Origin of the sequence: Thiomonas sp. FB-6 (genome assembly GCF_000377645.1) — a bacterium.
Lineage (GTDB): Bacteria > Pseudomonadota > Gammaproteobacteria > Burkholderiales > Burkholderiaceae_C > Thiomonas_A.
This window is the reverse complement of record NZ_KB898492.1, coordinates 43,238-49,493: the sequence shown is the minus strand read 5'-3', so window position 1 is coordinate 49,493 and position 6,256 is coordinate 43,238. Positions and strand designations below refer to the sequence as shown.

6 protein-coding genes are annotated in these 6,256 nt (G+C 70.3%); 5 read left to right on the top strand and 1 reads right to left on the bottom strand.

Translation table 11 applies throughout. From position 1 onward, the window contains the following. The first annotated feature begins 374 nt into the window (after positions 1 to 374). The 3 genes from D466_RS24055 (at position 375) to hflX (ending at position 2,987) form a co-directional block, all read left to right on the top strand. On the top strand, positions 375 to 647 hold the full coding sequence (locus D466_RS24055; RefSeq protein WP_156004334.1) for a hypothetical protein: 273 nt from the start codon (positions 375 to 377) through the stop codon (positions 645 to 647). Between the two features lie 475 nt (positions 648 to 1,122). Continuing rightward, the gene (locus D466_RS0114515) at positions 1,123 to 1,536 is read left to right on the top strand and encodes a 4a-hydroxytetrahydrobiopterin dehydratase (RefSeq protein WP_018914435.1); all 414 of its coding nucleotides are present in this window, start codon (positions 1,123 to 1,125) and stop codon (positions 1,534 to 1,536) included. An 80-nt stretch (positions 1,537 to 1,616) separates the two neighbouring features. After that, a complete protein-coding gene (gene hflX, locus D466_RS0114510) occupies positions 1,617 to 2,987 on the top strand; it encodes a GTPase HflX (RefSeq protein ID WP_026285307.1) in 1,371 nt (456 codons plus the stop codon). 40 nt (positions 2,988 to 3,027) lie between these two features. Here hflX and D466_RS21880 read toward each other — a convergent pair whose 3' ends face one another. After that, complete coding sequence (locus D466_RS21880; RefSeq protein ID WP_018914433.1) at positions 3,028 to 3,909, bottom strand: D-hexose-6-phosphate mutarotase; 882 nt, start codon at positions 3,907 to 3,909, stop codon at positions 3,028 to 3,030. Between the two features lie 327 nt (positions 3,910 to 4,236). Between D466_RS21880 and D466_RS0114500 the strand changes: the two genes are divergently transcribed. After that, complete coding sequence (locus D466_RS0114500; RefSeq protein ID WP_026285306.1) at positions 4,237 to 5,241, top strand: peptidase U32 family protein; 1,005 nt, start codon at positions 4,237 to 4,239, stop codon at positions 5,239 to 5,241. A gap of 31 nt (positions 5,242 to 5,272) precedes the next feature. After that, positions 5,273 to 6,238: a U32 family peptidase gene (locus D466_RS0114495; RefSeq protein WP_018914431.1), complete on the top strand. Its 966-nt coding sequence runs from the start codon at positions 5,273 to 5,275 to the stop codon at positions 6,236 to 6,238. The last annotated feature ends 18 nt before the right edge of the window (positions 6,239 to 6,256 follow it).

Genomic DNA, 6,256 nt, shown 5'->3' with positions numbered 1-6,256 from the left:
CCCTCCACGTCGATCTCCATGAGGCGCTGGGCCATGAACTGCACCATCTGGCGCAGCACGTCGACATCGGCCCCCTTCTCAGCGAGCTCGGTCAATGCGATAGTGGCGTTGGTCATCGTGGTTTCCTTCAGACAAGGATTGGTGGGTCGCACCTCAACCTTATCCGGACTTCACGATGGCCACCCCCATCTCCAGGGACGACCGGCGCGCGGTGAGCTGCTCCGGGCTACGCCCTTCGCAGCTCACCGCACCAAAGACTTACACCACTCGGCGGGACATTACCAAAACAGCACGCCCCTGGCAATCGGACCGATCGCGAAAAGACCCGGAAGAGGTCGTGATCCGACCATGCACCGCATGCCCACCGGATCCACATGAATGCCGCCGCAGGGATGAATCTCGATCAATCGGCGGCTGCGAAGCGCCCGCAACACAGCGATGGAGTCTGTGCATGCACCCCAACCGGTGGCGTCCACAAGAATAGAGCCGTGAACTGTGCGATCCTGTTCCGTGCGCATCTGAAATTGACCATCCCGATGCACCGGGGGCTGATCCATCCGATGGAAATGAACGATGCCCTCACGCACTGCATCGTGGAGTTGCTCATAGAGTCCGATCGGGACTGGGTGGCGCCAAACGCTCCATAGCGTGCACCATACTCGGACGAAGCGCAGTTGATCATCCGCTGGCAACACCCGCCACAGCCGGTGCATGTACGGGCGCGTTGACAGGAGGAGGTCCTGCAGGGGAAGGTCCCCCGCCCGCCCGCGCTGCTACAGATAGCTCAGGAATGCCGCCCTTGCCTCATCTCTCAGGGATAACAACAGGCTGACAGCGGTTGCGCCCGCTCCGATGACTGCGATATCGTGAACCATGCGATGAATCCAATTCGACGAATTGCCGTTCGACTCTTGGCGGTTGAGTAAGTTCGCCGTCTCCAGGCCCTGTCGCTTCCCTTTCACATCCAACAAATGCTTGATTCGGGTCGGCGATCACAGCGGCTGCGCTTTCGTGCCGACGACAACCAGCCTTGCGGCAGCGCCATCTCTTGCGAGCGGACACGCCGACGCGGCAGAATTCGAGCCAAGATCCACTAGGACTCTCAACCCCCAGGAGAACGCAATGCCCGAGCGTTCCGCGAGCGCCCCGCGCGAACGGGTGTATGACGCGCAAGCCGTCGACGCACGGCTGCGGGCCGAGTTGCCGCGCTGGTCGCGCGACGGCGACGGCATCCAGCGCCGCTACCGCACCGCCGGCTGGAAGGCCAGCGTGCTGGCGGTGGGCGCCGTCGCGCACCTGGCCGAGGCGGCATGGCACCATCCGGAGCTCTCGGTGGGCTACGACCACCTGGTGGTGCGCCTGAGCACCCACAGCGCGGACGGCGTGACCGACAAGGACTTCGAGTTGGCCGCCAGAATCGAGCAGCTGCTGACCTGGCGCCCGCGCGGACAGCCGGGCAGCGCGCTCGAGGGCACGCCCGAGGATCCGCGCTTCGCCTACCTGCCGGCCGAGCAGCCGCCTGGGTCCGCGGGCTGAGGCCCGGCCGGCGCCCACGCGGGCGCGCCCGGGCGTAGCATGCGAGGCTTCGCCCGCAACACCCGGTACCCCCGCAGCCCATGCAGCCAGACTCCCAGGACAAACCCCTTGACGCCGTCGTGGCCGCAGTGCAGCTGCCGGACGTGAGCGACGGGGACTTCGAATCCTCGCTCGCGGAATTGCGGGAACTGGCCAAGACCCTGGGCTATCGGGTGGTGCAGACCTTCACCCAGAAACGGGCCAACTTCGACACCACGGCCTACCTGGGTACCGGCAAGCGCGAGGAAGTGCGTGAATACGTCGAAAGCCAGGCCGGCGCCGCGCGCGACGAACGGCCGGGGCATGCGACGAACCCGGAACTCGACGGCATCCAGGTGCTGCTGATCGACCACGAGATCTCGCCGTCCCAGGCGCGCAACCTGGAAAAGGCCGTGGGTTGCGAGGTGATGGACCGCACCATGGTGATCCTGGAGATCTTCCACCGCCACGCGCGCTCGCGCGCTGCGCGCGCGCAGGTGGAAATCGCGCGCCTGGGCTACATGGCGCCGCGCCTGCGGGAAGCGGCCAAGCTGGCCGGGCCGCAGGGGCGCCAGCGCAGCGGCACCGGAGGGCGCGGGGCCGGCGAATCCCACACCGAGCTGGACCGGCGCAAGATCCGCGACCGCATCGCCGAGCTGCAGATGGAAATCGACGCCATGGGCACCGAGCGCCAGACCCAGCGCGCGCGGCGCCAGCAGGGCCAGGGCGTGGCCAGCGTGGCGCTGGTGGGCTACACCAACGCGGGCAAGTCCACGCTGATGCGCGCGCTCACCGGCAGCGAGGTGCTGGTGGCCAACAAGCTGTTCGCCACCCTGGACACCACCGTGCGCGTGCTTCACCCGGAGAGCGTGCCGCGCGTGCTGGTCAGCGACACCGTGGGCTTCATCAAGAACCTTCCCCACGGTCTGGTGGAGTCCTTCAAGTCCACGCTGGACGAGGCGCTGGACGCCTCGCTGCTGCTGCACGTGATCGACGCCAGCGATCCCGGCTTCGACCGCCAGCGCCAGGTCACCGACGAGGTGCTGGCCGAGATCGGCGCGCAGGAGGTGCCGCGCATCCGCGTGTTCAACAAGTTCGATCAGGTAGGCGACGCGCAGCGCCAGCAGGAGGTCGAGGCTGAACTGCGCGCCAGCTTCCCCGGCTGCATCGTGATGAGCGCGCGCCGCGCCGACGACGTGGCGAAGCTCCACTCGGTCATCGTGAGCTTTTTCCAGAAGGACCTGGTGGAGGCCGAGTTGCTCGTGCCCTGGTCGGCCCAGCAATTGCGCCGCGAGATCTACGCCCACTGCGAGGTGCTGGAGGAGAGCGCGGACGAGGCCGGCGCCAGGTTCCGCGTGCGTGGCGAGGCCCCGACCATCCGCGGCCTGCGCGAGCGCGCGGCCTCCGAGCTGCCGCCGGCGCAGGCCTCCTGAAGCCCGGGCCGCGCCCGCACCGGCCCGGCGCGCGACCCGTTCAGGCGTCCAGCAGCTCGTAGCGGGTGCCGAGCACGTGCTCGGCGCCTGGCGCCAGCATCAGCTGGTCGCGTTCGACGTTGCCGGCTTCCACGCACAGCATGCGCCCCCAGCCGTCACCGCGCATGTCGCGCATGCCGGCGGCTGCGTCCTGCCAGGGGTTCCACACCACGGTGCTGGCCGAGCCCTGCTTGCTGACGCGGATGCTCCGGCGCAGCACGGGGTCCTCCACCACGCAGGCCGAGGTGGTGCCCACGAACATGCGGTCCACGGGCCCGTCGAAGTGCAACTCGCCGTGATGCACCCCGCCGCGCATGGCGTCGAGCTTGTCCACGAAGGCGGCTCCGTCCAGCCCCTGCAGGCGCACCCGGCGTACGTCGCCCACCTGCAGGTAGGCGTGCAGCGCCTCGCTCGTGCGCATCGGGCGCGCTTCCAGGTTGCGGGTGCGCAGCAGCAGCCGCAGGGATTCGCCGACCTCCACCCGCAACTCCAGCTCGGCGCGCCACGGCCGCAGGCCTGCGTCGGGCGCGGCCATGCGCAACTCCAGCGCCACGGCATCGCCCACGCGTTCGCTGGCGTGCAGGGTCCACGGCGTGATGCGGGCGTAGCCGTGGGACGGCGCCGAGGCATCGTCCGGGTGCGGCCCGAACCAGGGCCAACAGATGGGGATGCCCCCGCGCAGCGGCCGGCCCTGGCGATACTCGGCCGCTTCCGACACCCATAGCAGCGGCGCCGCGCTGCGCGCGCTGCGGTACTCCAGCAGCTGGGCTCCCTGCAGGCACAGCACCGCGCTGCCCGAGGCGGCGCCGACGTGCAGATAGTCCAGGTCTCCGGCCCCCCGCCGCACATGCACTCCCTCGCTGATCGGCACGGATGGCCGCATGACCCGGTCTCCTCGGAATGGAGCCTCCGATTCTCGCAGCATCGGCCGCCTGAGGCGGGGTCTGCTGTCCGCCCTCGGATCCGCGGTGCGGCGCGGCCGCGGGCCCTGCGCATCGGCGTGCCTGGGCCCTGCTTGACTCCGGTCAAGACGAGCATGCCGAACCGGCGCCGACAATGGCCCGATGCCCGAACAGCCGGGCGCGCTCGCAGCCGCATGTCCTCGGCCAAGGCGCGGCCCCGGCTCGCCCCTCACTTCCTGGCGATGTCCCACTCCCCACGCGTTGCGCCCACCTCCTCTGCCCTCTCCACGCCAACCGGGACCCCGCCCATGCGTGCTGCCCCCGAACTGGTCTGTCCTGCCGGCTCGCTGCGCGCCTTGCAGATGGCGCTGGAGGCCGGAGCCGACGCCGTGTACCTGGGCCTGCGCGATGCCACCAACGCCCGCAATTTCGCCGGCCTGAACTTCGACGATGCGCAGGTGCGGGCAGGCGTGGAGCAGGCCCACGCGCAGGGCGCGAAGGTGCTGATGGCGCTGAACACCTTCGCCGATGCGGGCGACGCCGGCCCGTGGCTGCGCGCGGTGGACCGCGCGGCGGAACTGGGCGCCGACGCGCTGATCGTCGCCGACACCGCGGTGCTGGCGCACGCCAGCCGCAACCATCCGGGCCTGCGGTTGCACCTGTCGGTACAGGCCTCGGCCACGACCCACGCGGCCATCGAGTTCTACCGCCGGCATTACGGAATCCAGCGCGCCGTGCTGCCGCGGGTGCTGACCCTGTCGCAGGTGGCCCACGTGATCCGCAACACCTCGGTGGACATCGAGGTGTTCGGCTTCGGCAGCCTGTGCGTGATGGTCGAGGGCCGCTGCGCGCTGTCCTCCTATGCGACCGGTTCGTCGCCCAACAACGCCGGCGTGTGCTCTCCGCCGGCGGCGGTGCGCTGGACGGAGCGCGACGGCACGGTGGAGGCACGGCTCAACGAGGTGCTGATCGACCGCTACGGCCCCACCGAGCCGCGCGGCTACCCGACCCTGTGCAAGGGCCGCTTCCTGGTCGAGGGCCAGCGCGACTACGCGCTGGAGGAGCCCACGAGCCTGAACACCCTGGACATCCTGCCGCGGCTCATCGAGGCCGGCGTGAAGGCGGTGAAAATCGAAGGCCGGCAGCGCAGCCCGGCCTACGTCGCCGAGGTCACGCGGGTGTGGCGCGCGGCGATCGACCTGGCCGCCTCCTCCGAGCCTTACGCGCCGCAGGCGGACTGGAGCGCGCGGCTGGCGCGCTGGGCCGAAGGCCAGCAACACACGCTGGGCGCCTACGACAGGCCCTGGCGCTGACACCATGCAGCTCGCACCTTCGCAGACCCCCATGACCATCGATTCCGGCGCGGCCGCGAGCCGCACCGAGTTCACCGTCGGCGCGCTGCCCTACTGGTGGCCACGCCCGGCCCTGCTGGCCTTCTACGCCGAGGTCGCCGACAGCGCCGCGCACTGCGTGGTGCTGGGCGAGACCGTGTGCTCCCGCCGCACCGAGATGAAGCCGGGCGACTGGCTCGCGCTGGCGCGCGAACTGCGCGACAGCGGCAAGGAGGTGGTGCTGGCCACGCTGCCCCTGCTGAGCAGCGAGGCCGAATGGCGCGCGGTGCGCGAACTCGCGGGGCAGGAGGAATTCCTGCTGGAAGCCGGCGATGCCTCGGCGCTGCAGGCGCTGGAGCAGGCCGGGGAGCAGCGCGGCCGCCTGCCGCGCTTTGTCATCGGCCCGCACCTGAACATCTACAACGGCGACGCGCTGCGCGAGCACGCCGCCCTGGGCGCCGTGCGCTGGGTGGCACCGGTCGAGCTCGCAGCGACCGCCATCGGTCGTGTCAACCCGCAGCATGCGCGGGTGCGCGGCCCCCACGGCGAGATCGCCACCGAGGCCTGGGGATTCGGGCGCCTGCCGTTGGCGCTGTCGGCGCGCTGCTTCACGGCCCGGCACCATCGCCTGCGCAAGGACGCCTGCGAGTTCCGCTGTCGCGACGACGCGGACGGCCTGCGCCTGGACAGCACCGAGGGCCAGGCCTTCCTGTGCATCAACGGCACGCAGATCCAGTCGGCGGGCCTGCACGCCGTGCTGGGCCCGTGGCCGGAACTGCACGCGGCCGGGGTCGGACGCCTGCGTCTGTCACCGTGCAGCCAGGGCTTTTTCGAGGTGCTGCGCAGCTTCGATGCCGTGTGCAATGACGGCGCCGATGCCGCCGATGCGCTACGCCACCTGCGCGGCCTGGATCTGCCGGGACCGCTGGTGGACGGCTACGCCAAGGGGGCCGCCGGCATGGCCTCCGCGATCGACTGAACTCCCCGGATGGGCTCC